The sequence below is a fragment of the Paenibacillus sp. SEL3 genome, assembly GCF_054602585.1.
Map to the genome: position 1 here is coordinate 5,815,173 of NZ_CM137725.1, position 24,806 is coordinate 5,839,978.

The following is a 24,806-nucleotide window of genomic DNA, read 5'->3' on the forward strand; positions in this document are numbered from 1 at the left end:
CGCTGCTCTTTTTTGTGCGCAAAAATAATAGAAAAGGAAGTGTTTTGTAATGAGTACAGAGGCAAGCGCAGTACGTAATGGTGGGTATGGGTATCTTGGTTCGGATAATATCTTTAAGGTGGTTAATACTGAGGCTGAGGCTCGTAAGTATAGCCCTACTGGTAGAGTAGTAAGCTTTGCTGGTCCACACGCATACGGCAACCCTGTTGTCCCTACAGGCACGGGTGAATACGACCAATTGGCTATCAAGCTGCATGCAGATGGTTCATTGACTGAAAGCGAAGGTTTTACGATTCCTGCTCACATTGCCAAGGTAGTATTGGAGTTGAAATGATGAACCAGCAAATCGAGAACAACTTCAAGTATCACAAGGCCGACGAAGCTAAGGGAGCACAGCATGACAAGGTGCGTAGCGCATGTAAGGAACTAGCTTATGTCCTTGATGAGTTATTGCCAGCTAGTCGGGAGAAAGCTCTAGCGGCAACTAAGCTTGAGGAAGTTATGATGTGGGCTAATGCAGCGGTAGCGAGGAATTAACGTTAGTCCCCGGATCAGCTCCGGGGAATTTACAGCGCCTAAAGGTAAATGTGCGGTTCGATTCCGCATGGTGCTATTTATTTGTTGCCAGGGAAACCGAACTTCTTGAGTTTCTCTTCAAGTATTTGATTATTGGCTACTATCATTGCAGCAACTGCTTTTATGCTAGCATATTGCTCGAGCTCTCCCTCTTTTAAAGGATCCTGCAGAGAACCAGCATCAATAGAATCAGTAACTGACGAAACATAATCAGTTACAGCATCGAGTTGAGCAGCGACACCAATTTTAAATAATTCTCTTTCGGATAATCCGAGCTTGTTCAATCCTAACACCTCCTTTCGAACTAATACTTTCGACGCAGAAAAAGGAATATCCTTCCTTAGTGTCGAATTGTTGTGTTGAAAGGAGGGGAACTATGACACAGGTGTTAGTTTTGTCTGAGTATTCAAAAAATGTGTTGCAACAAGATATCAATGAGTTTCTTAGTGGTTTCCATAAATCTAGGCTAATTGATATAAAATTCAGTACATCAATGATCCCGGATGACGGTGATTTGTCTATCACAGGTTATACCATAATTTATTCTGCACTAATTATTTATGAAGAAAGCCCCTAACCGCTCACTTTTACCGACATGATGATAATCAGAGAGGATGTATGGATATTGGAATATGTAAGAATCGAGACTTGCAGTGAAAAAAATGTTCAGAGACACCTTGATGGTGGTTGGAAGATCATTGACACTTCCAAGAACAAGTATCCTGGAGAGGGTTCGCAAATCATTTACCATGTAGGATATCCAGCAGCTAAACGAATTGAGGACTTGCTGAATATCATCAAGGATTATGAAAAACACGGTTTTAAAGAAAAACTGTTTGAAAACATCGCTACTGAAAACGAGGACGATTATAAACAGTATGATTGTGATGGGGGAGTACCAATAAGCGAAACCGCTAAGTACATGTCACGTTATGATAGCGCCGTACAGAATAAAAATATTACTTATTCTAAAAGACGTCCCCCTCAAGAGTATGATTTTTAAAGATGATAATGTTAACTTTAGTCGCTCATACGAGCGGCTTTTTCTTTGCCCTAATTCCACCAGGAAGGAGGTGTTAACAATAGAAGAGAGCATTTTAATTTACATTGGCCCGCCGATCCCATCGCGCGGGTTATTTCAGTTTGGCAGTTTTGTCGGAGACATACCGGAGTTTCTTGAACCACTTATGCAAGTGGAAGAGATCCGGGAGTTGGTGGTTGATGTGAATAACTTGGTTGAAGCCAAGAAGGAAATGAGCACTATCGGTACTGAGAAGAACAAAGCATTTCAGTATCTATCAAATCCAAACAATATAGAAGCGGAGTTGAGCAAATTGGATTATAAAAGCTTTTTAGGCAAGGGCATTTACATTGAAGGAGAGAACGGAGAGCTGTCGCTTGTGGGCAAGAATAACCCATTGCCTGTGGCTGGACTGTCAGGTGGTGGCGGTGGTTCTGTTACAGTTGACAGCATTACTGACGCGAGTGAAATTGGTAAGACTGTCCTCAAAGCTGCCGATGCCTCAGTGGCCCGTACAGCCATCGGTGCGGGTACGTCAAACCTAAAGGTCGGTACTGGAGCCGGTGACGCTAAGGCAGGCAACTATGCTCCAGCAGTTGCGGATATCTCAGGAGCGACCGCCCTAGGTAAGCAGCTCATGGCAGTAGCAGATGCGGCAGCAGCTCGCACAGCTATCGGAGCAGGTACGCCAGTCAGTGCAGCTACAACAGCGGCAAACGGTACAGTGAAGCAGGCAGTTGCACAGGCCAATAGCGCGGCTACGGATGTGACTGGTCTAGTCGCGGACTTTAATTCCTTGCTTGGTAAGCTACGAACTGCAGGTATTATCGCACCTTAATACAGCCATTTGGGGAAGCTTGTTTTCCTAATTCACATTGAACTTTATGGTGGATTATAATACACTAATAGTAGTGGAGATATATACATCATGGAGGCGTGTTTATGGAGAACATTCGTATTACCTATGAGTGGTTAAAGAGTGGCAGGAAAAAGGATGTTGTTCGCTATCCTGCTGGTATTGAAAGGCTCGGCTTGTCCGGCAGTGAATTCCGCGTGTATCTGTACTTATTGCAGAAGGTTGGACCTGCTGACACTGCTGAGGCAAGCTACAATGAAATGGCTGATTATCTTAACCTTGATCGTAAGTCAGTGATGAACGGTATCAAAGGGCTTGAAAAAAGGAATCTTCTTCAGCGATTTAAGAGAGAAACCGAAGGCGGTTTTAAAGAAGCTAATGCTTATGCTCTATTCCAAGCAGTAATATCTGAATGAATGTTTATACATTAAATACACGAATAATGAATGCTAGAGGGGTGCAATCGTCCCCCTCTATTTTATTTCTAGCGGTGTATGATTGTCCCCCGCTAAACGCACTCTTTATATTCTAGGGGGGTATGATTGTCCCCCGCTAGAGGGGTGTAATTGTCCCCCCAAGAAAGAAAGAAAGAAATATAAATAATAATATATATAATATATAGCTCATTTAGAGTAACTAGATACATACATCGTTCTATGCATTATGCATACACAAGGACGGTGTATTTGTTGTTCATACATAAACAGATAGGAGGAAGATCATGACCACACATCCAAACATATTTAGATGGCATATCAAAGGAGTAAGGATAACAGATAATACCACAGCAGTCATTGATATCTACATACCAGGAGTGAATCAACAAGATAGAGTGGATATCCGTTTAAACCTGATTGATAGATTACGTGGTATTGATATCGAGAAGAAGACATTACGAACATTGGATGAATGGGAACAGATATGTCAGGAACAGAATGCAGAGTTGGATAGAGCAGAGGAAAGGAGCAGACGTTTACGTGAAGCAGGAGTGTATGCCAGCATAGTTCCATATAGCAGGATTGTCGCTAAGGATATAGAGCACGGATAGCAGCTCACCCTTTATACCAAATGATTTAAAGATTAAAGAATAAAAGAAGGAGGCGCGCGCGTGTGAAATGATTCTGAAAAGTAATCTTAAAAGCTTCTTTTTCTCTAAAAAAATAAATTTGGGTCCTTCTGGAGCTTAAAAATGGGTACGGGTGCGCATGAGCCCGAAAAACGCGTAGATTTTGAATTCGAAAAACACTTTCCTTTTTTAGCCACACAGGCTTCATACAAGCCCTGCTGAGGGCTTTTTATGTTGAGTATGCATAATTTATCCCTTCTATTAATGCACCTCTAAAAAGGGGCTTAAAATGCGTCTAATAGCGTGTACAGATTTTGATGAATAAATGGAAAGTAGGTGGTCAGATATGGGGAAAGGAGAGAACAGGCCGGAGGGCATCGTCGGAACCAGTGAATTTGCAGCTATTGTGGGCAAAACCAAGCAATGGATCGGGCAATTAACCCGTGACGGTGTGCTTACACAGGTAAGTCGGGGGAAATATGACCTTGCTGCAACCGTCCAGGCATACATCCGGCATGTGACTGGGGCAACCGAGGAGGGCAAGATTAGTTTTGCGGACGAAAAGGCACAGCATGAGCAGATTAAAAAGGAAATTGCGATGCTGGAGCTGGAGGAAAAGCGAAAGAATCTTCATACCACTGCTGATGTACAGGATGCATGGGGGACGCTGCTTGTAAATTTCCGGGAAAGATTAACCGGTTTGCCTCCGAAATTGGCAAATCAACTGGCGTATCTAAGCGACGAAAAGGCAATTCGGGTTTTGTTGGAGGATCGTATTAACGAGGCTCTAAACCTGCTGTCTAAATATGACCCAATGGCAGATGATGAGTCATGAATGCTCAACGTAAAAGGACGTTACGCCTGCTTGCTGACACCGTAAGTCTTGTCGCGCCTCCTGAGCCGATCAGTGTAGCAGAATGGTCAGATAGACACCGGGTGTTGTCTCCAGAAGCTTCGGCGGAGCCGGGTCCTTGGAAAACAGAGCGGGCGCCGTACCAAAAAGTTCCCATGGAAGCCATATCAGACAGAAATATCGAATCAGTTGTGCTCATGTGGGCCTCACAGCTTGGCAAAACGGACCTGCAGCTTAACACGATTGGGTATTTTACTGGGCATGACCCAGCTCCAATCATGGTGATACAGCCGGATTTGATGGTTGCACGTGACTTTTCTAATGACCGTTTGACCCCGATGTACCGTGACTCACCACAATTATCACCGTTGGTGGTCAAGGATAAGAGCCGCGACAGCCGGAATACCATCTTGTATAAGACATTTCCCGGTGGACGAATCAACATTGCAGGCGCGAATTCGCCTGCTTCTTTGGCTTCCAAACCTATTCGGGTAGTCATAGGAGACGAAATTGACCGCTTTCCAGTATCAGCGGGTAAAGAGGGTGACCCTGTATCGCTTGTCACAGCTCGTACAAAGACGTTTTACAACAAAAAAATGGTGTGGGTATCCACTCCGACTATTAAGGGAGCGTCCCGTATTGAGGCTCTTTACGAGGACAGCACACAGGAAGAGTTACATTTCCCTTGTCCATCCTGTGACGAATTGCAGCCATTGGTTTGGCGGCAAATTGATTTTGATTACGACGAAGAAACGCGGGCTTGTACACGGGTCGATCATGTGTGCAAGCATTGTGGTGCGCTGCACGCCGAACATGAATGGAAAAAAGATTATGCCAAACGAGCGCTTTGGATTGCAGGAAAGGAACACTCGAAAACCCGCGGCTTCAAGCTGAGTAGCCTTGCAGCGACGATTAATTACACCTGGAAAGATGCTGTCAACGACTTCAAGGCTGCCAAACGTGGCGGACCTGCGTTGCTCAAGACCTTTTTCAACACCGTTATGGCGGAGTCTTGGGAGGAAGAAGGGGAGAAAGTCGAACATGAATTGCTCCTTAATCGCCGTGAAATGTACATGCATCGGGTTCCAGAGGGGGTAAAGTTCCTCACTGCGGCGGTTGATACGCAAGATAATCGCTTTGAAATTGACGTCATCGGCTGGGGAAAAGACTATTCAAGCTGGAGAATACAGTATCACCGGGTATATGGTGATCTGAAATTACAGGACGTTTGGGATGATCTGGACGAATTTCTGTCCCGGACATGGCAGGATGCAGCGGGCAGGAAGTTTCGCATACGTCGAACATTGATGGATTCAGGCGGACACTTCACACGTGAGGTTTATAAGTGGTGCAAACCTCGTGCCTCACGCGGTATATACGCGATTAAAGGTGAGGACAGCGGTGATGGTACGCACACACCGCTTTTAAACGGCACCACAGACAACAACGTCCATCGTGCTACGGTTATTCGGCTTGGGGTAGCCGAAGGTAAGGCTAAGGTGTTTTCGTCGCTTACAATCGAACCTGGAAAGCCCGGGTCATGTCGTTTCCCTCTACCGAACCCGGATAACCCGGACCCGTTCGTATATGACGAAGAATATTTCAAACAATTGACGGCAGAGCAGCTTGTCACCCGCTACAAAAACGGGATTCCTTATACCGTTTGGGTTCAGACCAGGGCGCGGAATGAAGCCCTTGACCTTGCTGTTTATAACCGTGCAGCAATTGAAATGATGAATCCGAACTTTGACCTGCCGTTACCTGAGCCGGGAAGCGTGGTTACTGGTCCGGTAAGGCCACAACAGCGGAAGAAGAAAAGGAATGTTTCTAGCAGCTTGTAAATTATGTGAAGGAGGTGAACAGGGGATATGCCAAAAATGACTTTAGCCGAGGCTCAAATGATGTACAAGCTTTGGTGTGACGCTGAGGCGGCACTCGCTACAGGAAAATCATACACCATCGCTGGTCGGTCTATGACACGGACAGACATGAACGTGGTATTGGAACGCAAGAGATATTATGGTCGCATCGTTGACGATTTGGAGAATCCGGGAGTGAAGCGGAGAAGCAAGGTGAGAGGGATCACCCCGTTTGACCGATGAACTGGCTGGACAAGACTCTAAACTTTGTGGCTCCGGGAATTGCAGCTAAAAGAGAGGCGTCCCGCCTGGATATTGCAAGGCATGAAGCAGCTCAGGCAGTTATTAATAGCTACAAAGAATCGTATGGCGGTCGAGGGTATGGCAGACATGGAGCCAGCCGCACAAAATCGTCTATGGTCATGTGGCAAACGCCAGTTGGTGACGCTGATGCAGATATTCATGAGAATATTAACGAGCTTAGGGCACGGGCAAGAGATTTGCACATGGGATCTGACGTTGTTGCAGCAGCTCACAAGGGTTTGCGAACGAACATCGTGGGTACTGGCTTACGCCTCAACCCAGCCTTTGATTCCAAATTCCTAAACCTCAGCGATCAGGAAAGCGAAGACTTGAGGGCGAGCATACACAGGGAATGGGCATTATGGGCTGAAACAAGCAAATGCGATGCGGCAGGGCTCAATGATTTTTACGAGTTACAAGCCTTAGCTTTCTTGTCAACCCTCATGAGCGGGGACGTATTCGCTTTGTTGCCAATGATGCCGAGAGATCATGCGGTCTATGACTTACGTATCAATCTTGTGGAGGCTGACCGTTGTGATACGCCCTTTAATGTGCAACTGGAAAATATGGATCTGGTCCAATCTGGAGTCGAGGTTGATGCAGACGGTATGGTGGTTGCGTACCATTTCAGCAACCGACATCCGGGCAGTAGTAAGTTTGATCTGACTGGGGAGAGAGATTGGGTCCGGGTTGAGAAGTACGGCAAGCAGACGGGGCGATTGAATGTAATCCATCTTTTTGAAGCAGAGCGACCGGGACAACGCAGGGGCATACCGATTATTGCGCCTATTATTGAATCTTTAAAACTCCTCAATCAGTATACAGAGGCGGAATTGATGGCTGCTGTTATAACGTCAATGTACACCGTGTTTGTAAAAACTCCAGGAGACGATGGGCAAGATCCGTATGGTATGAATGAACCGGAAACTGACAATCAGTATCAAGAACCTATACCGGGAACAGGCGGCGACAATATAAAAATGGGTCGCGGTGCAATTGTTTATCTGGACCCTGGTGAGGACGTTCAGTTCGCTGACCCATCAAGGCCGAATCCGAACTACGAGGCTTTCGTCAGGGCGCTGCTGAAACAGATTGCAGCAGCTCTTGAACTGCCATATGAAATACTGACCAAGCAATTCACATCTTCATACTCAGCGAGCCGTGGAGCACTATTGGAAGCTTGGAAAATGTACCGCATGCGCCGTTCCTGGCTGGCTAAAACGCTCTGCCAGCCTATTTATGAAGAATGGTTTGTTGAGGCTGTAACCAAAGGTAGAATAAACGCGCCTGGCATCTTTGATGACCCGGCTATTTTTGCTGCCTACACACGGGCTGAATGGCATGGACCAAGTCAGGGTTTACTTGATCCAACCAAGGAAGTAGGCGCGGCTGTTACCCGAATTGAGAACAATTTAAGTACAGCCACAAAGGAAACGGTCGAGCTAAACGGCGGATCATGGGAACAAAACATTCAACAGCGTGCGTATGAGAAAGCACGACTCAAGGAACTGGGACTGACCGAAGGAACTGCACCAGCTCCGGTTACGCCTTCTGAACCGTCTGATGAGGGCGATGAAGACAACGACGATGAGGAAGGGGGTGAAAACACAAATGCCAAAGAAGATCAAGGCTAACGGGCCAATAATCGGGGATGCAAACGCATGGGTTTATCAATGGTTTGGTATTCCGGCTGTGAGTCCAGGGATGATATCCAAGGAACTTGATGCAGCAAACGGAGACGAGATCGAATTGTACGTAAATTCTCTTGGCGGTTCCGCCTTTGATGGTGCTGAGATTTACACTTTACTCAAAGATTACCCCGGGAAAATCACGGCGAAAGTAACGGGTGTAGCGGCTTCTGCTGCCTCGGTAATGCTCATGGGCGCTGACGTTATCAAGATATCGCCGCCGGGGCAGATCATGATTCACAACGCTGCAACGGGTACGGATGGCGACAAGAATGCGCATGACCGCTCTTCTGCCCTGCTGAAAAGCACGGACGAGGCAATCACCAATGCTTATTCACTCCGAACAGGCAAGACAAGGGACGAACTACTGGATCTCATGAACGTTACAACTTGGATGAATGCTCAGAAGGCTGTCGAACTTGGATTTGCGGACGAAATAATGTTCAGTGAAGGCGCCACAGAAGTTACCAACAGCGCTTTTGATATGCTCGGCAGTGACGGAGTTTTGCCTGAGGCGGTCATAAACAAGGTTCGCAACGAGCTTCTTAAAAGCGGCGGATTCACAAACCAGCCTCCAGCGCTTGGCGACGGCGGACTGGAAAGGATAACCCCCTTGCAAAGCATCCCAAATCTGCAATTTGCTTCGACAGCCAAGCAGCCTGTAGCTGCTGTTAACACAAATAAAGGCGGTACTCCGCAAGTCGGAGACACATTCGAAGAACTAAAAAATCAGATCAACTCTATGAAAGGGGAAAACAAACCAATGGATTTAAACCAACTGAAAAACGAACACCCAGACTTGTACAACGAGGTGGTCAATCTGGCTACTACAGCCGAACGCAGCCGTATTAACGCACTGACAAATATGGAGGATGCCCCAGGTGCAAAGCCGTTTATTAAAGATGCCATCGCAAATGGTGAAACCGCTGGTGATGTAGCTATGAAAATTGTTCAAGCGTCGATTACCCGTGTGAACCAAGAGGGTTCTCAACGTCAACAAGATTCGGACGACAGCGGTGTGAAAAATGTATCCCCAGAAGCGCCTGTAATCACTGTCGGTGCATCAAATGATGACGCTGAAAACGAACAAGCCGTCAACAACATGATTGAGTATGCAAAGCAGCTCCAAAACAAAAAGGGAGGTCGTAAATAATGCCAGCTTATGAAAGCCAGCCGTATGACAATCTGTACGCAGGTGGAGTCGAACCGAAAACGGTCATTGCAATTATCGTCAAAGCGGGGTCTGGAGTGGTTAAACGTGGTACTGTCTTGGGCAGAGAAAGCCAACTCGCTGAAACAGATCCGTACGCAGGAACACCCATCACTGTGCCAGTAGATTCGAGTAAGACGGGCGGTATTGAGAATCCATACTGCATCTTGGCAGACGAAGAGGTCGACGCTACAACCAAGGATGCTCGGGCCGTGGCTTACACATCTGGTGAGTTTAATCGTGATGCTCTCAAGTTCGGCGGCACTGATACAGTTGCAAAACACGAAGTCGCCATGCGCAACATCGGTCTTATCACAAAACGAGTAGTTAAATAGGGAGGATTAATACATTATGGCAAAAGATATTTACGCATTTCCGCAGTTATTCCGTGTAGTCGAATCATTTCCACAGGATTCTTATTACCTACTGGACACATACGCATCCGAAGGGGAAACGTTCGACTCCGATGAAATTGAAATCCAGACTAAAAAAGGTCACCGTCCGCTGGCTCCTTATGTCAATGAATTGATGCCAGGTAAGGTTGTACTGCGTACTGGATTTACAGCCAAACAGTACAAGCCTGCGCTAGTTAAACCTATGCGTGTCATCACTCGGAACGATCTTAAAGTAAGACGTGCTGGAGAGACTTTGTATAACCCGGATTCTCCGGATGTTCGGGCGCAGAAACTCCTGATCGAAGACACGGCTGAATTGTTAAGCACAATCGACCGCCGAAAGATTCAACAGTTGTCCGAAACCATGTTTACGGGCAAGACAACGCAAATCGGTGAAGGTGTGAATCAGGAATTGGATTGGGATTTTACCAACAAGGAAGTTCTTTCAGGAAAAGACTTCTCGGACCCAACTTTTGATGTTGTTGCTTATCTCACAGAGAAGAAAATGAAGGTCATGCGAAAAAGTGGCTTGACCATGCGTAGGGTGTTGACCACTTTTGAAGTTGGATCTGCAATTACTAGTCATCCTACTTTGCTTGCAATGATCAAAGCAGAAAAAGAAACCCTTGATGTCGGTAATTTGAACCAAGACATTCTGCCAGAGGGCGTTGTATATCATGGTTATTTGCGTCAGGCTGCTATTCATATCTGGTCCTACACCAATTCATACACCGACGAAGAAGGTAAAGAGCAGGATTACATTCCTGCTGGAACACTTGCGTTACTGCCAGAAGGAAAACCGTTTGAGTTTAACTATGGAGCTAACTTGATCATGGGGGATGACGGTCAGTTCCAGTATGTCAAGGCAAAGGTAACGCCGCAATCATGGACTACTAAAGAACCTGCAGCTCGTTACTTGCAAATGTTGGCCCGTCCTATCGTCGTTCCGCAAAATGTGGACGGATGGTATGTAGCTAAGGTTCTTAACTAAAAAGGAGGAAAACAGAGATGGCATGTATAGCAACGTGGAATATCCGTCACAACGATAAGAATTACAAAATTGGTGAAGAGGTCCCTGTTAGTATTGGCAAAGAGGCGATTCAACGACTGATTGATCTTGGAATGGTAGAGGATGACAAGAAGAATACCGCCAAGCCTGCGGAATAAGGGGTTAGGAGGCGCGTCATGAGCGATATTCAAACTGAATTGATAAAACCGTTCAGCTTTAAGGATCAGATCGAGCGGGATGTGAAGTCCGTTTTCTTGAATGAACGTGAGTTTGCCGACTGGCATGAAATCGCCTTTATGAGTCCGCCGAAAAACGGACTGCCTGCCACACCTGAACCGCCTGTCAAAATGTTGGTTATTGTTGATGATGATGAACTGAGAGATCGGAAAAGTAGCGCCTCGAATCCAACAGATGGCGTTTACGATGCCGATCTTTTGTTTTATGCACAGCGTGCCGACTTCCTGCTGAACTTCGGCAGGTTGCCTGTGCTGCAGAGCAAAATCAGATTCGACGAACGTACTTATACGGTGACAGATATCCAAGATGATGAAAATATGGTTACTATCACGTTGGGGCGTAAAGGATCATGATTCGCGTCGATGCCAAAGAGCTTGCAGGGATGAAGAAACGTTATGAGAAGGTCAAAACTCAAGCTAAAGCGGCTGTGTCCCGAGCGATGAACCGTGTTTCATCTAATGCACGGACTAATGTAAAAAAAGAAATCGCAAAGGAATATGTGATCAAGTCAGGCGATGTAAACAAAACATTGTCAACCAGAAAGGCCAGCGCTTCATCTACTTCAAGCGTGGTGCGTTCGACCAGCCGGGGAACTGGACTGGATAAATATAAGTTCAATCCGAAAAGAGCAACGGGAAAGCGGCCTAAAGTTTTGAAGGCGGCTGTTAAAAAAGGGGGAGCGGTAAAGGGGATCAAGGGCGCTTTTGTGGCGGATAAAAACGGAGTTAAGATATTCGTCCGTGAAGGAAAAAAGAGGCTGCCTATTCGTCGTCTGTACGGTCCTCCAGCTCCAGAAATGTTCAATCAACAAAAGGTGCGTACTCCTGTTGAACAGAAAGCCCGAGAGACATTCGAAGAACGTATTATGCACGAACTGGATAGGGAGTTGAAACCATGACCCCATTTATGCTTAGAGACGCTTTGGTCAAAGAACTGGAGCGTCTTTTTGCTGACTCCACATATCTGAATGCACGTAGTGAGTTGTCCAAATTAAACATTTATGCGCAAAACCTGCCTGCAAAAAGCCAAGAAGATGATGACGATCATTACCCGTTCATCCTTGTACGTATTGGCAATATTGTCGATGTTTCGGACACCGAAAACTCAACGTGCGCCATTATGTTGAGCGTTGGAATCATTGATGAAGGGCTGGACATGCGAGGCGAGGACACGATTTTGAATATCACGCAGCGTATCAGACAGCACTTTCTTACCAACCGAACGCTGGATAGGCAATTTATTTTGGAACCCCAATTGACGTGTTCCTTATTCGAGGAAGAGGATATGTATCCTTACTTTTTCGGCTATGTGGACATGAGTTGGATCATTCCTGCAATAAGAGAGGGTGTTCAGATTGACTACTGAAAAAATAGAAACACAAGACGTTAAACAGGCCGAAAAGCCGCCTGTGAAAGATAAGAAAGACGTTTCGCCTGTAATTCCTGTTCAGCCGGTTCAAACAACCGAACGGGAACAGCTTATTTACATTGGCCCTAATCTTCCGGGCGGAAGACTGGCGAAGTATTTCATTTCACTGGGCGGGTTTCCAGCATATCTGAGCGATATTTCAGATAAAGTCCCTGCAATCACTGAACTGTTTGTCCCGGTTGCTGATCTGTCAGCCGCCAAAGTGGCGATGGACCAGCCGGGAACTACTCATAACATCGCTTATGCCGCTGTGGTTGAAGCGGTCCAAAAAGGAGGAATTTAAGTGGCTGAACGTCATGGTGTATTTATCACTGAGCAGCCCGCATCTGTCATAACCCCTGTGCGGCTCAACGTCACGTTACCTGTTGTATTCGGTACGGCCCCGATCAATCTTAGTACGCTTGATGCTGCACCAGTAAATAAGCCGATTCTGTGCGAATCGTGGGCTGAGGCGGTCGCCGCATTTGGATATTCGGACAATTGGGATGATTTTACCCTTTCTGAATTCATGCATTTCCATTTTAAAATTTCGAAACAATCGCCAGTCGTTTTCATTAACGTTCTGGACCCGGTTAAGCATGCGACCGCAGTTCCGGCGGCGTCCTATACATTGGTAAACGGCACGCTTACGGTTGCGGTGCAGGGGATCATTAAAACTTCTGTGCTGGTCACATCTGATGATGGGGCGACCACATATATACTAGGCACCGATTATGCTCTTTCCTTTAACGATGCTGGTCATTTGGTGGTATCTCGCATCGCTTCCAGCGCGTTGGCATCTGGTGCAAAGGTCAAAGTTGGTTACAGCAAACTGGACCAAAGCAAAGTTACACCTGCGGATATTATCGGCGGTATGGATGTAGATACTGGCATTGCTACAGGATTGGAATTGCTGGATCAAATTTTCCCACTGTTCCGAATTGTGCCGGGTCTAATTGCTGCGCCGGGATTTTCACAAAATCCTGTTATTGGTGCGATTATGGTTGCAAAAGCAAATTCCTTGAATGGTGGTCATTTCAAAGCAACTGCGCTGACTGACATGCCATCCAACGTTGTATATACCGAGATTGCAAAGTGGAAGAAGGATAAAGCTTATACGGACCCGCAGCAGATTAATACTTATCCGCTAGCTACTAAGGACGGTTTGAAATACCACATGTCTACGATCGTAGCAGCGGCGACTGTTAAATCTGATGTTGATAATGGTGGTATCCCTTCGACTTCTCCGTCAAATACAACCGCGAATATTGACGGTACCGCATTGACAGATCGTGACTTTTTACTAGGCCCACAACAGGCGCAATACCTGAACGCTCAGGGCATAGTGACGGCACTTAATTTTGTTGAAGGGTTTGTTGTGTGGGGCAACCGGACAGGGGTTTACCCGGATGCTAAAGATCCGCAATCTAGCTTTATCCCGGTACGTCGGATGTTCAACTGGATTGGTAATACGTTGACTCTGACCTATTGGAAGTATCTTGACGACCCAACCAATAAAAAGATGATCGAGGCCATAACAGATTCGGTCAACGTCTGGATCAATGGTCTGGTAGCTGCTGGTTACTTGCTGGGTGGACGTGTTGAATTTAACGCTTCGGAAAACCCGATAGAAAATCTGATTGACGGCAAAATGAAATTTCATGTGTACATCACACCGCCGTCTCCGGGTCAGGATATTGATTTTGTACTGGAATACGATGCTTCTTACTTTGCATCGTTATTCGCAGCTTAAAGGAGGTTTGAACATTGGCTAAAGAGCAGATCAGTCAACGGACGATACAATATGAGGCTTACCGTAATGGTTCGGAGTATTTGGGGACTACAACCGTAGACCTTCCCGAAATCACATTACTAGCTGAGGACGTCACGGGCGGGGGTATTAACGGTACTGTCAATACTCCGACTATGGCCCAATTCGATGCCATGTCTACTACCCTGAATTTCAGGACTCACGAAGAAAGTTATTATTCCCTTTTTGCTCAAGAGATCCACGCTATAGATTTGCGGGCAGCCATCCAGATTCAGAACCGTTTAACTGGGCAGTTGGATGTTGTGCCGTACAAGGTATCATTTCGCGGTAATCCCAAAACAATGTCTTTGGGCAGCTTGGAACCAGGAGCGACGTCCGACAATTCTGTTGAATTTGAAGTGACCTATATCAAGATCACGCTTAATGGAGCGGTCAAGGTGGAAATTGATAAATACAACTCTGTTTGTGTTATCAATGGTGTCGATTACTACGCAAAAATCCGTCAGGCGCTTGGGAATTAATCATTCCGGGCGTTTGCCCGGATTTAAATATGGAGGGTTCTAACATGACAACTAATATCACAAAAGAAGCAGAATTGAAACCAGTGAAGAAGGTAGAAGATACTTCACAATATACGCTTAAATTCGATAAACCTTGGGATTTTGAAGGCGAAAAATATACGGAATTGAAATTTGATTTTAACAAAATCAATGGTCGTAAGTTGATTGCACTTACTAAAAGACTGGATCTTAATGATATGAAAACCCCCGTCAAGGCAATTAGTATGGAATTGCAAGCTGCTGTATGTGCTGAGGCTGCAGGTGTTCCGATGGAGTTGATTCTCGAACTTCCGGGCAACTATTTTTCTAAAGTGACTGTTATGGCTCAGAATTTTTTGCTGCTATAGATGCAAGTGAAGATGTTGCATCTGATATCCGGGAAATTGTACTGACTTTATCAATAGAAACCAGAAACAGCATTGATTTTTGGCTGGATCAACCGATAAGCGACCTGTCTAAATGGCAGGACGCTTTTTCTGCTTATGCAGTAAAAAAAGAAAAGGCACTAGAGGAAGCTGAAAAGGCACGAAAGAAAGGGCGGTGATGTAGTGGGACGCGAATATGATGTAGCGATGAAGCTCGCGGCTAATTTGGACCAGAGCTTCTTTGGTGCGTTTGATAAGGCGATTCAGAAAGTTAACGGTCTTGAGAACAGCTTTAAGGAACTGAAAAACATCCAGGTGCCTACCGGAGCGATAAACAATCTACAGCAAGAGATTGGACAGCTGAATACTAAGCTGCAAAGCGTTAATGCCAACCGGGTGGGGGAAAACGTCTTTAAGCCCTTAAAGGACGACATTAGGGACGTGAAGACAGAGCTTACCCGGCTCCAATCCATGCGCTTGTCGGGAGACATAACCCGTGCGCTGGAGGTTAATGTTCAGGGGCTTGAACACAAGCTTAAAGCCCTTGGACATTTGAGGATCGGCGCTAAAGTATTCGAACCGATGATGGCAGACGCAAGAGCAGTTGAGGCGCAAATACGTGTCATTCAGTCCATGCGCATCACGGGTGATATCGTCAAAGATATCCGTGAAGATTTGAAGAAGCTGGAGAATGAATTTAAAGATATCAAGCGAATAAACGGCCCCAAAGACGTTTTCCAGAACATGATTAGCGAATTGAAAATTGTTATTCCGGATCTGCGAGAAATGAAGAAGCTTCTGGCAGACATAGCCCGCATTCGCATGCCTTCAAATCAGTTCGGTAATGATATCGAAGCGTATGTAAGGCAGATTAAAGAATTAGAGAAACGCATGCGAGATATCCAACGCATTAACGGTCCTTCGGGCGGTGGTGGCGGTGGATCTGGCGGAGATGATTCAGGAGGCGGCGGTACATTACTTGCCGCTGGTGGAGCTGGGATGATGGCGGGAGCTGCCGTGGCTGCGGGCGGCTTTTTTGCGTTTAAATATGCGGATGAATACCAGAAGGCCATGCTTCAAATCCAAGCCAGCACAGGGCAGACAGAGGCGCAGATGAAGGGCATGAAAGACATTGCCAAGAATCTGTACAATCAGAAGCTAGGCGAGGATTGGAACGATCTGGCGCTTGTCGTCGGTAAGGCGAAAAACGTCTTGAAGCAAACCGGGCCAGAACTCGAAAAATCAGCACGAGGCGCGATTGTCCTTCGAGACACCTTCGAAAATCTGGATGTTGATGAATCTATCAAAACCGTCGATACCATGATGAAAAACTTTGGTATCACATCTGAGCAGGCTTACAATTTGCTTGCACAGGGTGCACAGAAGGGGCTGGATAAGTCTGGAGAATTACTGGACAGTGCCAATGAATATTCAGCCTACTTTGCAAAATTGGGATTCAGCGCAGAGGGTATGTTCGATATTTTTTCTGCAGGCTTGGATGCAGGGGCCTTTAACCTTTTTATTGGGGCTTTATGGCGGTGACGCCATATCGAAACCTCTCTAATTCATGGGAAACCCTAACGGTATGAGACGAGGGAAATCATGAGCGAAGCCTGTCTAAGCAGGAACGTGCAACGACTATCGGTGAGAAACCGAGTACACGCAAGCGCGTGGAAATGGGAGGGGACTCTTAGGAGTTCTTGATATAGTCTGATCTGCATGGAAACATGTAGCTGCCTTTAGTGGCGGGTAAGGGAGTAGCGAACCTTGCTGAACATAATGTGATAAGGTCGGGGATGGAATTAAGGAATTTGGTATCCGTACTAAAGATGGTTCAAAAAGCTCACTAGAAGCCTATAAATCCATCGGGCTCGGCGGTAAAGAGATGACAGCAGCATTCGCCAAAGGCGGAAAGACAGCACAGCAAGCATTCCTGAAAACCGCGAAGGCTATAGAAGCTGTGAAGGACCCGGTTTTGAAGAATGCTGTTTCTGTGCAATTGTTTGGTACGCAAGCCGAAGATTTGGAAGCTCGCGTAATCAAGTCCTACGGGAACGTCAAAAAGCAGTTCGATAAGACCAAAAACACGATTGATGAGATGGCGAAAATAAAATACAGCAGCATGGGGGATGCCTTCAAAGGGATCGGTCGCCAGTTGCTTACAAGCATCATAATTCCCGTTTCTAATATGTTGCTTCCAGCCTTCAATAAATTTAGTAACTGGTTTAATCAAACAGGACCGATGATTAACAAATTCTTTTCAAGCGTAGGAACCAGTTTGAGTTGGGTTAGTAAAATCATTATGAAGACTGGACAGTTACTTCAAAATACATGGGATAGTACAGGATATTATACTGCTGCGGTCGGAATAAGCACTATCGGTAGGGAAATAGGACTGAGTGAGGAGAATGCCTACAAGCTATCCGGTGCTATTACCGATATAACTGATCGACTTTCCGAGTTAAAGCCCTATGTTGATATTCTTAAAGGATTAGGCGATGTAGCTTACAACGTCACAATTGGTACTGGTGATATATCAGGAGTACAACAAATCAATAAAGGTTTGCAGTCCATTGGATTCAGCCCAGATCAGGCTATTCAAATATCAAATAGTGCGGTTGATATATTCGATAATATACGAGGCAAGGCGGAAGTATTTGTTGCAAGTCTCAAGCCAATCATGGGCGATATTAAAGGATATTTTAAAGAGGCTTTCACATTTGGGGCTGATTTGGATTTTAGAGAGATTGTAGACAGTGTGAGTGATCTTCGCAAATCTATCACGCCTGTAATAGAATCTATCGCCACCGGGATCGGCCCAGCATTGCATTCTGTTGCTTCTCTGCTTGTTCCACTTATGAAGGTTGGTAAGCAAGCGTTCAATGCGATAATCCCTTTGGTTATGAAACTATCATCTTCTATTTCTTCCAAGCTTGGACCTGTGTTTACGTCAGTTTTTGGATATTTGACGAAAACTTTGTTGCCTCAGGTCAGTTCTGTACTGGCTGCATGGTTGCCTAAAATAGGAGCTCTGTTTAGCAAGGTCGGCGGGCTAATTATGGCAATATACAACACAGGTATTGCGCCTGTAATTGATAGTTTAGTCGGTATATTCAAATGGGCATGGCCTGTTATCACTGCGGCTGTGACAGGTGCAATTAATATACTCAAGCCTGTTATCGGTGGAATTATTGATGTACTGGGCGGTGTAATTGACTTTTTGACAGGGGTTTTCACAGGTAATTGGGATCTGGCATGGCAGGGTATAAAAGAGGTCGCTGTCGGTATATGGGATAGTATCACAGGTGCTGTGAAAGCGGCATTTAACAATGTCATCGCAATTATCAATTCAGCCATCCAGAAAGTAAACAGCTTTAGTTTCACTATGCCCGATTTACTCGGAGGCGAGACAATAGGAAGTTTAGGAATACCTGAAATTCCAATGCTTGCAGATGGAGATATCACCAACCGTCCGTCGATCATGGGGGAGGCAGGCTGGGAAGCTGCGATTCCGATCAACAACAAGCCGCGTTCTATGAATCTATTGGAAAAGACAAATAGACTTATGGGCTACAATCCAGGCGGTAATGGCGATAATCTCAATCTTAACTTTAATATTGTTATCCAAGGAAATGCGGATAAAGAGGTAGTGACGCAGGCGGTTAAAGCTGCAGAACCTTCTTTCCGTCAGCAGTATAAGCAAATGAAACGGCAAGATGCGAGGACAAGCCTATGACGAAATATACCACGATCCAGGGCGATACCTGGGACATGATTGCCTATAAAGTGTTTGGTGATGAAACGTTGATGATCCAGATTATGAACCTTAATTTGGACTACATCGACGTTTCTGTTTTTTCTGCCGGGACAGTTCTGCAACTGCCGGACGTTTCTGTGGTTGAAGAAACCGCCTCTGACTTGCCTCCGTGGAAGGTGTGAGCATGGACGATATCATTAACGCAAGACGTGCCCAGGTTGTTGTTAACTACAACGGCAAGGACATCACCAAAGAGTTGTCCGATTACTTATTGGACTTTACTTATACCGATGCGGAGCCGGGGACGCTGGACGATCTACAAATTAACCTTGAGGATAAGGCGCGTAAATGGTCAGGGCCTTGGTCCCCAAGCGCTGGAGACAGGATAACTGCCTATATAAAGACGGTCGGGTGGGACAAGCCTGGGGAGATTAAGCGGCTTAATTGTGGCACGTTCGAGGTCGATTCAATCGACTTCGCTGGCCCACCAGATACAGTTAGCATTAAAGCTGTATCGCTTCCCGTTTCCACAAACGTACGGCAGGAAAAGAAAACGAAGGCTTGGGAGTCGGCTACTCTCAAGTCTATTGCTGCTGAAATCGCCAAGCGTGCGGGCTTCTCCTTGATGTACGAGGCTTATAACAATCCGAAATACGACCGTCAGGATCAGACCGATGTGTCTGATCTGGCTTTTTTAAATGACCTGTGTAAGCAGGAAGGTATTGCGTTGAAGGTTACAGGCAAGAAGCTGGTTTTATTCGATGAATACGTCTATGAACAGAAACTGCCAGCGCTGACCATAGAACGCGGTGTGTCGGACATTATCAGCTATGGTTTTTCATTCACCACTCAAGACGTGGCATATGCAGGCTGTGAGGTCAGTTATCAGCCTGCCGCAAAAAAGAGCACGTCTAAGAAAAAAGATGATAAGGGTACAACAAAAACTGCTGCTGAATCTACTTCTAAGGATTCGAAAAAGAAGAAAGAAAAATCGGAACAGCCAAAACCGATTAAGGTGATTTATCGCCCGCCTGGTGCTCCAAAAGATGGACCAATCTTAAAGGTGTCTCAGAGTGTTGGTTCACAGGCGGAGGCTATCAACGCGGCCCGTAAAAGCCTCCGTGAAAAGAATAAAGAGGCTGGTAAAGCTACTTTGTCCCTTATGGGGCATGTCGGCCTTGCAGCCGGGATGACGATCACTATAAAAGGGTTTGGCAGGTTTGATGGTAAGTACATTATTGTTTCTGCAACCCATTCGGTCGGAAGTTCTGGATACACAACAAATTTAGAAATTAGGAAAGTGCTGGGGTGGTAACATGGCGGCAGATGAATTAGTAAGGATCGGGGTTGTCTCCAGCGTTGACACTGACACTGGAATGGTCCGGGTAGTCTTCCCCGACATGGATAATATGGTTTCCCCGGAGCTTCCTCTTTTAACAACTGGGACAGGCTGGGGGCTATCAAATGCGATGCCGGAGCCGGGCGACAATGTGCTGTGTGTTTTCCGTGGGAATGGTCGGACTGATGGTTTTTGCTTAGGGTCCATTTATGACGGTAGTTATGATATGCCTGCGGACCAATCGCAGCGTGGTATCTACTTCGAGGATGGCAGCTATGCATATTTTGATAAGACTACCGGCTCTATTGAGATCAACGCGGTCGGAACCGTGAACGTACAGGCGAAGGCTGTAAGCATTAAAGCGGAGTCTGTTCAAATAAATGGGGAATCCGTGACTATTCAGGCCAAGAGCGTGAATGTCAATGCCGATACCGTGCAAATAAGCGGTAAATCATTCACTGTCGATTCACCAAAGGTCCGTATGAACAGCAATGTCACGGTTGTAGGCAAGCTTGACGTACTTAATCAGGAGATTGGAGGGGGCTGATTGTGGCAGCTAAAATAGGCAGTTATGGAGATATCCCTTTTGTAGTCACACCAAAGGTTATACGCACGTTCCGCGAGCTTACCCGGTCTAGTGCCAGCCGATGGGCGGACCATGAAATAATGCTCAGGAAACCTAAATCGCAGTTTCTTGGTCCTGGACTGGACACCGTGACATTTACGATGTACTTTGCCGCTTGGCACGGCACCAACCCCCGCAAAGAAATGGAAAAGCTTGTGGAATGGGACCGGAAGGGTAAGGCCGGAGCGCTGACAATTGGCGGTAAAAAGTTGGGTGTCGGTCTGTGGGTTATAACAGGGCTTGAGCAGGCTTGGAGTTATGTGGACAACCGTGGAAACCTGTTAGCAGGGACCATCAACATAACACTAAAGGAGTACGTTAAATGAGCCAGTACAATCTTACGTTATCCGGTACCCGCTCGATTGACTTTGCACCAGCTACTAAAGAGGAAGAATTACGACAGAATCTATTCGTGCTGCTCACAACATGGAGAGGATCAGTTGTTTTAAATCGACAGTTTGGATTCGATCCAGGAGCATTGGACGAGCCGACAGAGGTCTCCAAGGCACTTATCACCTCGCAAATCTATGAGCTGGTTGGGGAATATGAGCCAAGAATATTAATACAAGAAGTACAGTTTGTAAATCCGCAGGACGATCCAGCTGGCGGCCGATTAATTCCGGTCATTTACTTCGAGGAACAGGAGGTGAGCGACGAATGAACATGCTGGCTGAACTACCAGATATTGATTTTGTCCAAGCGGATGTTAAGGCTATGCAGGATTCTCTTATTACGCTGTATGAATCTATCGCAAAGCGACAGCTTGCCCCTGCCGATCCGCTGCGAATTTTTATAAATGCGATATCGTACAAGATGTTAATGCAAGAGGTTAAAGTGAATCAGGTAGCCAAAGGGCAACTACTCCGGTATGCACGCGGTGCTGTACTGGATCATTTGGGGGCCTTTGTAGAAACACCACGTTTGGGTGCTGATTATGCTGTCACCCTAATCCAGTTCACGTTGTCCACTCCACTCACCAGTGTTCAGATTATTCCTGCAGGGACCCGAATAGGTCCAAGGGAGGGTGACGGTACTATATACTTCTCTACAAAAGAGGTCGTTTCGGTGCCGATCGGTGATGTTGTGGTAACAGTGGCAGCGGAATGCAATGTGTCCGGTCCAGAAGGCAATGGATATATCGCAGGCCAACTCACAACGTTAATTGACCCGCTGCCTTATGTAGCGTCCGTGACGAACTTAACCGAAACATCGGGCGGAGCTGCCGTGGAGGACAATGACCCATACCGCGAGCGAATTCACATTGCTCCAGAGTCTTTTAGTGTAGCCGGTCCAGATGGTGCGTATGAATATTGGGCCAAAACTGCCAGTGCATCAATAGCAGACGTACATGTGGATTCTCCAGGTCCTATGCAGGTAGTGGTTACCGTGTTGCTTGCTGGTGGGGTCATCCCCACACAAACCGTTCTTGACGAAGTGTTCGTGGTGTTGGACGACAGAAAGCGGCGACCTCTAACGGACAAGGTTACTGTTCAAGCTCCTACAGAGGTCGATTACGATGTTGATTTGACCTACTATATCCGTAAATCAAGGGCAACAGATGTAACGAGTATTCAAAAAGGCGTAGAGGCCGCTTTATCCGAGTACAAGCTATGGCAAAAGTCGCGATTAGGCCGAGACATAAACCCATCTCAGCTAACGCATATGTTTGTTGCAGCCGGAGCTTCACGACTTGAAATTCGATCACCTGTATTCTTGGAGCTTAATTCAAGTCAGGTAGCCAAGGAAGGGACTACGACGGTGGTTTTTGGAGGGCTGGTCGATGATTAAGCTTTCAGAATTAAGCCTGTTGGACGTGTTACCTGATAACTTGCGGACAGATAAGCAGGTGCATGACGCAGCGATGGCCCTAGACGTGAAAATGGACGAGCTGACGGCGACGATCCAGAAAGTCAATTTGTTTGGACGAACGGATTGGACGGACGAAGAAACGGACGAACTGGCTTGGCAGTTCCATGTAGACTACTACGACCCTACATTGCCGCTTGAGCAGCGTAGGGAGCTTGTTCGACAGTCTATCCCACTCCATCGTCGCAAGGGCACACCTAGCGCTGTAGAGGATCTAGTGACCACTATATTCGGCTATGGCAAGGTGGAGGAATGGTGGGAGTATGGCGACGATCCTGGCTATTTTCAAGTGGTTGTATCCAACCCAAAGGCAACAGAAGAACAGGCACAGCAGTTCATCGAAATTGTTGAATCTGTGAAGCGAAAAAGCGCCCACTTGCGCCGCGTTGTTGTCTTGGATTCGGCAAAGGGGACGCACTATTACGGCGTGGGTACTCAGCAAGTGGATATTATTACTCTAAGGCAGGTGAACTAAATTGGCGTTCGACGGAATCCAAATTACAATTCGCGGTCAGAATCTGCTGGCAAAAGCGGAAGCTGGCCTGACTAAAATAACATATACAAGATTTTCAGCCGGGGATGGGAAGTTGTCCGGTCAGATGCCGATTGCATTAAAGGCGCTTATTAACGAGAAAATATCTTTCCCGGTCAGCCGCTTAAAAGTGCAATCCGAAAATGTGGTCGTACCTGGGTTCGAATTCAGCAATCAGGGGATTGTCACGGGTTTCTATTTTCGTGAAGTTGGATTGTGGGCGACTGATCCAGACTTGGGTGAGATCCTTTATGCGTACGCTAATGCAGGTGAGGGGGCAGAGTATGTCGATGCTCAAAACACATCCGCTGTCCTGAAAAAACTATTCAACTTTGAACTGACGGTAAGCAATGAGTCGCGAGTAACTGTGGTAGTGGACGATTCGATTATATACGCTACTCCGCAGGATGTAGCGGATTCCCTTGATGCTGCTAAACAATATACGGATACGGCGATCAATAATGTAAAAGTGCCAGACGCAACGACTACGGTTAAGGGTATCGTCAGACTAAGTGCAGATTACAAGTCTACATCTTCTGCGACTGTGCCGAATAGTAAGGCTCTTTCGGACTTGTACACCGCTTCAATGGCTGACAAAGGCAAGGTTTTTATGGATGATTTTAATTTTTTGCTGTCTCCGGGTGCGTGGCGGGTTGACAGGTCTTCTTTTACTCCTGCCACGGACCATAGCCCACCGGGAGCATATCCTAAAGGTGTCCTTTTTGTCGCAATATCAAATGTGACGGAAGGGCTAGCGGTTGTCCACGTGTACGTAGACGATACAGGTGGTATTTTTAAACGAGTAAGGACAGTTGCTGGAGTTTGGACAACTTGGAGCGAATTAGCCGACAAGAATTACGCAGCTCCAAAGCAACATAGTCATACGGCATCAGACTTGCCCTCTGCGTCAACACAGGCGCGGGGCATTACACAGCTTAATACGTCTACCAACAGCACTGCTACCGATCAGGCAGCTACACCGTCTGCCGTTAAAGCGGCATATGATCGGGCTGACCAGGCTTTTACGCAAGCCGTTGATTTGAAAAATAAAATTTCAGGCGCGATCAACGGCAAGGGTGGAAGCGCCAACCAGGATATGAATGGAGATCAGTTAGCAGCAGCAATAACGAACCTACCCGTAAAGCGCTTTGCGTCTGGTACATTTAATGGTCAAAATGCGCAGGCATCTAGTTGGGGAATGTCCATATCCATGCCTGTTTCTGTTGGTGGTCTTTCTTTCACTCCTTCGAGTGTATTTATAAGAGTCCGGTTAACTGAATCGGACGGCTTCCGGCAGGTTGAAGGTTTCGCACGTACCAGCACCTCCAGTGATGACACTATTTACGGATGGAGGGGGAATAAAGTATGGGTTTCTATTCTACGCCAACAAGCCGGAGGGTTTAACGCGACCATCGAGGGCAGCAAAATAGACGCATACGCCGGGGGGTCGCCTGTTTCTAAGGTATGGGCGTATGAATGGTGGGCATTCGAATAATAGAAAGGGTGGTTTA

Annotated in this window: 33 protein-coding genes; 32 read left to right on the plus strand and 1 reads right to left on the minus strand. The window is 46.4% G+C overall.

Going from position 1 to position 24,806, the window contains the following annotated elements; all coding sequences use genetic code 11:
* Positions 1 to 49: 49 nt before the first annotated feature.
* Positions 50 to 334, plus strand: coding sequence for a hypothetical protein (locus tag ACYCS5_RS26710; protein WP_459760371.1), 285 nt, complete (start codon positions 50 to 52; stop codon positions 332 to 334).
* Positions 334 to 537 carry an Acb2/Tad1 domain-containing protein gene (locus ACYCS5_RS26715; RefSeq protein ID WP_459760372.1) on the plus strand — a complete coding sequence of 68 codons (204 nt, stop codon included), beginning with the start codon at positions 334 to 336 and terminating at the stop codon, positions 535 to 537. Before ACYCS5_RS26710 ends, ACYCS5_RS26715 begins: the two co-directional genes overlap by 1 nt.
* 77 nt (positions 538 to 614) lie before the next feature.
* Here ACYCS5_RS26715 and ACYCS5_RS26720 read toward each other — a convergent pair whose 3' ends face one another.
* Positions 615 to 860, minus strand: a complete 246-nt coding sequence (locus tag ACYCS5_RS26720) for a hypothetical protein (protein WP_459760373.1) — start codon at positions 858 to 860, stop codon at positions 615 to 617.
* Between the two features lie 92 nt (positions 861 to 952).
* On the opposite strand from ACYCS5_RS26720, the gene ACYCS5_RS26725 reads away from it, so the two are divergent.
* The 30 genes from ACYCS5_RS26725 (at position 953) to ACYCS5_RS26870 (ending at position 24,790) form a co-directional block, all read left to right on the plus strand.
* Entirely contained in the window at positions 953 to 1,153 is a 201-nt protein-coding gene (locus ACYCS5_RS26725) for a sporulation protein Cse60 (protein ID WP_459760374.1), read from the plus strand.
* Between the two features lie 48 nt (positions 1,154 to 1,201).
* Entirely contained in the window at positions 1,202 to 1,579 is a 378-nt protein-coding gene (locus tag ACYCS5_RS26730) for a hypothetical protein (RefSeq protein WP_459760375.1), read from the plus strand.
* A gap of 70 nt (positions 1,580 to 1,649) precedes the next feature.
* Positions 1,650 to 2,435 (plus strand): head fiber protein, encoded by a 786-nt coding sequence (locus tag ACYCS5_RS26735; protein WP_459760376.1) that lies wholly within the window; start codon positions 1,650 to 1,652, stop codon positions 2,433 to 2,435.
* A 104-nt stretch (positions 2,436 to 2,539) separates the two neighbouring features.
* Positions 2,540 to 2,869, plus strand: coding sequence for a helix-turn-helix domain-containing protein (locus tag ACYCS5_RS26740; RefSeq protein WP_064963689.1), 330 nt, complete (start codon positions 2,540 to 2,542; stop codon positions 2,867 to 2,869).
* 305 nt (positions 2,870 to 3,174) lie between these two features.
* On the plus strand, positions 3,175 to 3,501 hold the full coding sequence (locus ACYCS5_RS26745; RefSeq protein WP_459760377.1) for a hypothetical protein: 327 nt from the start codon (positions 3,175 to 3,177) through the stop codon (positions 3,499 to 3,501).
* Positions 3,502 to 3,865: 364 nt separating this feature from the next.
* Positions 3,866 to 4,354, plus strand: coding sequence for a hypothetical protein (locus ACYCS5_RS26750; protein ID WP_459760378.1), 489 nt, complete (start codon positions 3,866 to 3,868; stop codon positions 4,352 to 4,354).
* Positions 4,351 to 6,213 carry a phage terminase large subunit family protein gene (locus ACYCS5_RS26755; protein WP_459760379.1) on the plus strand — a complete coding sequence of 621 codons (1,863 nt, stop codon included), beginning with the start codon at positions 4,351 to 4,353 and terminating at the stop codon, positions 6,211 to 6,213. Before ACYCS5_RS26750 ends, ACYCS5_RS26755 begins: the two co-directional genes overlap by 4 nt.
* A gap of 27 nt (positions 6,214 to 6,240) precedes the next feature.
* Entirely contained in the window at positions 6,241 to 6,474 is a 234-nt protein-coding gene (locus ACYCS5_RS26760) for a DUF6148 family protein (protein ID WP_322175121.1), read from the plus strand.
* Positions 6,471 to 8,168, plus strand: a complete 1,698-nt coding sequence (locus ACYCS5_RS26765) for a phage portal protein (protein WP_459760380.1) — start codon at positions 6,471 to 6,473, stop codon at positions 8,166 to 8,168. The genes ACYCS5_RS26760 and ACYCS5_RS26765 overlap by 4 nt, the downstream gene beginning before the upstream one ends.
* Positions 8,146 to 9,375: a head maturation protease, ClpP-related gene (locus ACYCS5_RS26770; protein WP_459760381.1), complete on the plus strand. Its 1,230-nt coding sequence runs from the start codon at positions 8,146 to 8,148 to the stop codon at positions 9,373 to 9,375. The genes ACYCS5_RS26765 and ACYCS5_RS26770 overlap by 23 nt, the downstream gene beginning before the upstream one ends.
* Positions 9,375 to 9,767 carry a head decoration protein gene (locus ACYCS5_RS26775; protein WP_339200458.1) on the plus strand — a complete coding sequence of 131 codons (393 nt, stop codon included), beginning with the start codon at positions 9,375 to 9,377 and terminating at the stop codon, positions 9,765 to 9,767. The genes ACYCS5_RS26770 and ACYCS5_RS26775 overlap by 1 nt, the downstream gene beginning before the upstream one ends.
* Before the next feature lie 16 nt (positions 9,768 to 9,783).
* The gene (locus ACYCS5_RS26780) at positions 9,784 to 10,818 is read left to right on the plus strand and encodes a major capsid protein (RefSeq protein ID WP_459760382.1); all 1,035 of its coding nucleotides are present in this window, start codon (positions 9,784 to 9,786) and stop codon (positions 10,816 to 10,818) included.
* Between the two features lie 17 nt (positions 10,819 to 10,835).
* On the plus strand, positions 10,836 to 10,994 hold the full coding sequence (locus ACYCS5_RS26785; protein WP_459760383.1) for a hypothetical protein: 159 nt from the start codon (positions 10,836 to 10,838) through the stop codon (positions 10,992 to 10,994).
* An 18-nt stretch (positions 10,995 to 11,012) separates the two neighbouring features.
* Positions 11,013 to 11,426, plus strand: coding sequence for a hypothetical protein (locus ACYCS5_RS26790; RefSeq protein WP_459760384.1), 414 nt, complete (start codon positions 11,013 to 11,015; stop codon positions 11,424 to 11,426).
* Entirely contained in the window at positions 11,423 to 11,971 is a 549-nt protein-coding gene (locus ACYCS5_RS26795; RefSeq protein WP_459760385.1) for a phage tail protein, read from the plus strand. The genes ACYCS5_RS26790 and ACYCS5_RS26795 overlap by 4 nt, the downstream gene beginning before the upstream one ends.
* Positions 11,968 to 12,438 (plus strand): hypothetical protein, encoded by a 471-nt coding sequence (locus ACYCS5_RS26800; RefSeq protein WP_459760386.1) that lies wholly within the window; start codon positions 11,968 to 11,970, stop codon positions 12,436 to 12,438. The genes ACYCS5_RS26795 and ACYCS5_RS26800 overlap by 4 nt, the downstream gene beginning before the upstream one ends.
* Positions 12,428 to 12,784 carry a hypothetical protein gene (locus ACYCS5_RS26805; protein WP_459760387.1) on the plus strand — a complete coding sequence of 119 codons (357 nt, stop codon included), beginning with the start codon at positions 12,428 to 12,430 and terminating at the stop codon, positions 12,782 to 12,784. Before ACYCS5_RS26800 ends, ACYCS5_RS26805 begins: the two co-directional genes overlap by 11 nt.
* On the plus strand, positions 12,785 to 14,233 hold the full coding sequence (locus tag ACYCS5_RS26810; protein WP_459760388.1) for a phage tail sheath family protein: 1,449 nt from the start codon (positions 12,785 to 12,787) through the stop codon (positions 14,231 to 14,233).
* A 14-nt stretch (positions 14,234 to 14,247) separates the two neighbouring features.
* Positions 14,248 to 14,772 (plus strand): phage major tail tube protein, encoded by a 525-nt coding sequence (locus ACYCS5_RS26815; protein WP_341161491.1) that lies wholly within the window; start codon positions 14,248 to 14,250, stop codon positions 14,770 to 14,772.
* A 44-nt stretch (positions 14,773 to 14,816) separates the two neighbouring features.
* Positions 14,817 to 15,158, plus strand: a complete 342-nt coding sequence (locus tag ACYCS5_RS26820) for a hypothetical protein (RefSeq protein WP_459760389.1) — start codon at positions 14,817 to 14,819, stop codon at positions 15,156 to 15,158.
* A gap of 201 nt (positions 15,159 to 15,359) precedes the next feature.
* The gene (locus ACYCS5_RS26825; protein WP_459760390.1) at positions 15,360 to 16,718 is read left to right on the plus strand and encodes a phage tail tape measure protein; all 1,359 of its coding nucleotides are present in this window, start codon (positions 15,360 to 15,362) and stop codon (positions 16,716 to 16,718) included.
* A gap of 343 nt (positions 16,719 to 17,061) precedes the next feature.
* The gene (locus ACYCS5_RS26830) at positions 17,062 to 18,912 is read left to right on the plus strand and encodes a phage tail protein (protein WP_459760391.1); all 1,851 of its coding nucleotides are present in this window, start codon (positions 17,062 to 17,064) and stop codon (positions 18,910 to 18,912) included.
* On the plus strand, positions 18,909 to 19,115 hold the full coding sequence (locus ACYCS5_RS26835) for a tail protein X (RefSeq protein WP_064963706.1): 207 nt from the start codon (positions 18,909 to 18,911) through the stop codon (positions 19,113 to 19,115). Before ACYCS5_RS26830 ends, ACYCS5_RS26835 begins: the two co-directional genes overlap by 4 nt.
* A 2-nt stretch (positions 19,116 to 19,117) precedes the next feature.
* The gene (locus ACYCS5_RS26840) at positions 19,118 to 20,248 is read left to right on the plus strand and encodes a phage late control D family protein (RefSeq protein WP_459761343.1); all 1,131 of its coding nucleotides are present in this window, start codon (positions 19,118 to 19,120) and stop codon (positions 20,246 to 20,248) included.
* Position 20,249: 1 nt separating this feature from the next.
* Positions 20,250 to 20,819 carry a phage baseplate assembly protein V gene (locus ACYCS5_RS26845; protein ID WP_459760392.1) on the plus strand — a complete coding sequence of 190 codons (570 nt, stop codon included), beginning with the start codon at positions 20,250 to 20,252 and terminating at the stop codon, positions 20,817 to 20,819.
* A gap of 2 nt (positions 20,820 to 20,821) precedes the next feature.
* Positions 20,822 to 21,223 carry a phage tail protein gene (locus tag ACYCS5_RS26850; protein ID WP_064963709.1) on the plus strand — a complete coding sequence of 134 codons (402 nt, stop codon included), beginning with the start codon at positions 20,822 to 20,824 and terminating at the stop codon, positions 21,221 to 21,223.
* The gene (locus tag ACYCS5_RS26855) at positions 21,220 to 21,558 is read left to right on the plus strand and encodes a GPW/gp25 family protein (RefSeq protein WP_459760393.1); all 339 of its coding nucleotides are present in this window, start codon (positions 21,220 to 21,222) and stop codon (positions 21,556 to 21,558) included. Before ACYCS5_RS26850 ends, ACYCS5_RS26855 begins: the two co-directional genes overlap by 4 nt.
* Entirely contained in the window at positions 21,555 to 22,685 is a 1,131-nt protein-coding gene (locus tag ACYCS5_RS26860) for a baseplate assembly protein (protein WP_459760394.1), read from the plus strand. Before ACYCS5_RS26855 ends, ACYCS5_RS26860 begins: the two co-directional genes overlap by 4 nt.
* A complete protein-coding gene (locus ACYCS5_RS26865; RefSeq protein WP_459760395.1) occupies positions 22,678 to 23,238 on the plus strand; it encodes a phage tail protein I in 561 nt (186 codons plus the stop codon). The genes ACYCS5_RS26860 and ACYCS5_RS26865 overlap by 8 nt, the downstream gene beginning before the upstream one ends.
* 1 nt (position 23,239) lies before the next feature.
* Positions 23,240 to 24,790: a tail fiber protein gene (locus tag ACYCS5_RS26870; RefSeq protein WP_459760396.1), complete on the plus strand. Its 1,551-nt coding sequence runs from the start codon at positions 23,240 to 23,242 to the stop codon at positions 24,788 to 24,790.
* Positions 24,791 to 24,806 lie beyond the last annotated feature (16 nt).